This is a genomic window from Streptomyces sp. NPDC001002, from assembly GCF_053599215.1.
The window spans coordinates 1-2,368 of the sequence record NZ_JBSFLV010000300.1 but is presented as its reverse complement, the minus strand read 5'-3'; the positions used below and the strand labels follow the sequence as shown (position 1 = coordinate 2,368).

Annotated in this window: 1 protein-coding gene and 2 tRNA genes; all 3 read right to left on the bottom strand. The window is 74.2% G+C overall.

Features of this window, described 5'->3' with window-relative positions; genetic code table 11:
- Positions 1-41: 41 nt before the first annotated feature.
- The 3 genes from ACWDR3_RS47635 to ACWDR3_RS47625 all read right to left on the bottom strand — a co-directional run bounded on the left by ACWDR3_RS47635 (position 42) and on the right by ACWDR3_RS47625 (position 2,328).
- Positions 42-115 (bottom strand) — tRNA-Met (locus tag ACWDR3_RS47635).
- Positions 116-237: 122 nt separating this feature from the next.
- Positions 238-2,049, bottom strand: coding sequence for a tetratricopeptide repeat protein (locus tag ACWDR3_RS47630; protein ID WP_450358927.1), 1,812 nt, complete (start codon positions 2,047-2,049; stop codon positions 238-240).
- A 205-nt stretch (positions 2,050-2,254) separates the two neighbouring features.
- Positions 2,255-2,328: transfer RNA gene (locus ACWDR3_RS47625), tRNA-Met, on the bottom strand.
- Positions 2,329-2,368 lie beyond the last annotated feature (40 nt).

The window sequence follows — 2,368 nt, the reverse complement described above, 5'->3', positions numbered from 1 at the left end:
GAAGGCCCGGATCCTAAGGGATCCGGGCCTTCGGCCTTCAGTAGCGGGGACAGGATTTGAACCTGCGACCTCTGGGTTATGAGCCCAGCGAGCTACCGAGCTGCTCCACCCCGCGTCGGTAAACGCAACATTACGTCAGCCACGCGAGCAGAAGCAAATCGATTAACAGGCAGCCCCCGGCAGGGCTCCGACCAGGGCTTTCACGGCTCGGGCCGATGCGGCCAGGGCCTTCGCGGCTCAGGCCGACAGCTCCTGGCCCAGCGCGTCCCGCAGCCGGGCCGCCCGCTTGCTCACCTCGGCCGGCCCCAGCGTCACCGCGCGGTCCGCCCAGCGCTGTCCCTCGGCCAGCTCGCCGCGCCGCGCGTAGACCAGGGCGAGGCGCAGCGCGGCCCGGCCGTGCCCGGCGTCGGCGGCGCGGGTCCACCACACCGCCGCCTCCGGCTCGCTGCCCTCCCGGGCGAGCAGCAGCCCGAGGTTGAAGGCGCCGTTGCGGGAGCCGGCCTCGGCCGCCGCCCGGTACCAGCGGGCCGCCTCGACGACGTCGCCGCGGGCCGCGGCCATCATGCCGACGCGCACCTGGGCACGCCGGTGCCCCTGGGAGGCCGCGCGCTCGTACCACTCCTCGCACTCGGTCTTCTCGTGCACCGTCTCGCCCAGCTCGTGCGCCGGCTCCGGCGGGCGCCGCGCGTCGAGCACGGTGGCCAGCCGGTACGCCGCCTCGGGGCTGCCGCCGCCGGCCGCGCACCGCAGATGCCGCTCGGCCGCGCGCTCGTCGCCGTCGCGCAGCCGGGCGATGCCGACCTGCAGCGCCGCCTCGGTGTGTCCGGCGGCGGCTGCGCGCTCGTACCAGCGCAGCGCGACCTCGTCCTCGTCGCGGCCCGCGAACAGGATGCCCAGGTTGAAGGCGGCGTCCACGCTGCCGGCCTCGGCGGCCTTGGAGAACCAGGGCTCGGCGCCGGCCGTGTCGCCGCCCTGGAGGAGCAGGATGGCCAGCGCGTTCGCCGCCTCGCGGTGTCCGGCGTAGGCGGCGCGCCGGTACCACTGCTCGGCCTGTGCGGTGCGGCCCTGCTCGGCGCAGAGCAGCCCGAGGTTGTACGCGCCGTTGTCGTCGCCCGCGTCCATCGCCGCGCGGTACCAGCGCTCGGCGGTCTGGGTCTCGCCGCGCTCGGCGTGCAGGGCGCCCAGCGCGTTGGCCGCGTTGCCGTCGCCGTCCTGGGCAGCGCGGAGCCACCACACGGCGGCGCTCTCGGTGTCGCCGGCGTCGCGCAGCAGGAAGCCCAGCGCGCAGGCGGCCCGCGCCTCGCCGTCCTTGGCGGACGTCAGGTACCAGCGCCCGGCCTCCTTGAGCTCGCCGCGCCGCTCCAGGATCGCGCCGAGTTGCAGCGCGGCCCGCCGGTGCCCGCGCGCGGCGGACTGCCGGTAGAACCGCTCGGCCTCCGCCGGCAGCGCGGCGCCGTCGTCGGCACCGGTCCCGGTCTCGTGCGCGGCCCTGCGGTCGATCGCACGCGCCAGCCGGTACGCCGCCTCCCGGTGCCCCCGCTCGGCGGCGGCCCGCATCCAGTCCTCGGCGCCCGCGTCCCCGCGGTGCTCCAGCAGATCGGCGAGCGCATACGCGCCCAGGGGGTGGCCCTGCTCGGCGGACTGGCGCAGCCAGTACTCGGCGGCGGGCTCGTCCCCGCGCTCACGGTGGTGGCGCCCGAGGGCGTGCGCGGCGGCGGCCGAACCGGCCACGGCGGCGATCCGCCACCAGCCGGCCGCCTCGTCGGCGTATCCGCGCTGGTGGAGGAGGACTCCCAGGTTGTTGGCGGCGGCACGGTCACCGGCCGCGGTGGCGGCACGCAGATGGGGCTCGGCACCGTCGAGGTCGCCACGGCGCAGCAGCATGGCCCCGAGGACACTCTTCGCCTCGGCGTCACCGGCCTCGGCCGCGAGCCGCTGACGAAGCTCCTCGGCAGCCTCCTCGGCGGCCTCCACGGCATCGTCCTGCCCGGAGGGCTGCACAAATCGCCCTGTCTCGAACAGAGTTGCCTTGTCCCCCATAACGTCCATCGTCGCACCACCTGCAACCTGGGTACACCTGGTATACCGCAGCCAGTGAGGTCACTTCAGCGTTTTGTCGACATGCCCACAGAGAGACAAGTCAAACACAGTTCCCTCAACTCCCCACAGCGGCACGGCCAACTCGGGCTCGGTACATGCGTTCGCACACGTCGAAGGCCCGGATCCGTAAAGGATCCGGGCCTTCGAACTGCAGTAGCGGGGACAGGATTTGAACCTGCGACCTCTGGGTTATGAGCCCAGCGAGCTACCGAGCTGCTCCACCCCGCGCCGTTGTGTGGCAACCGTACCACGGTGCGAGGTGGGCACT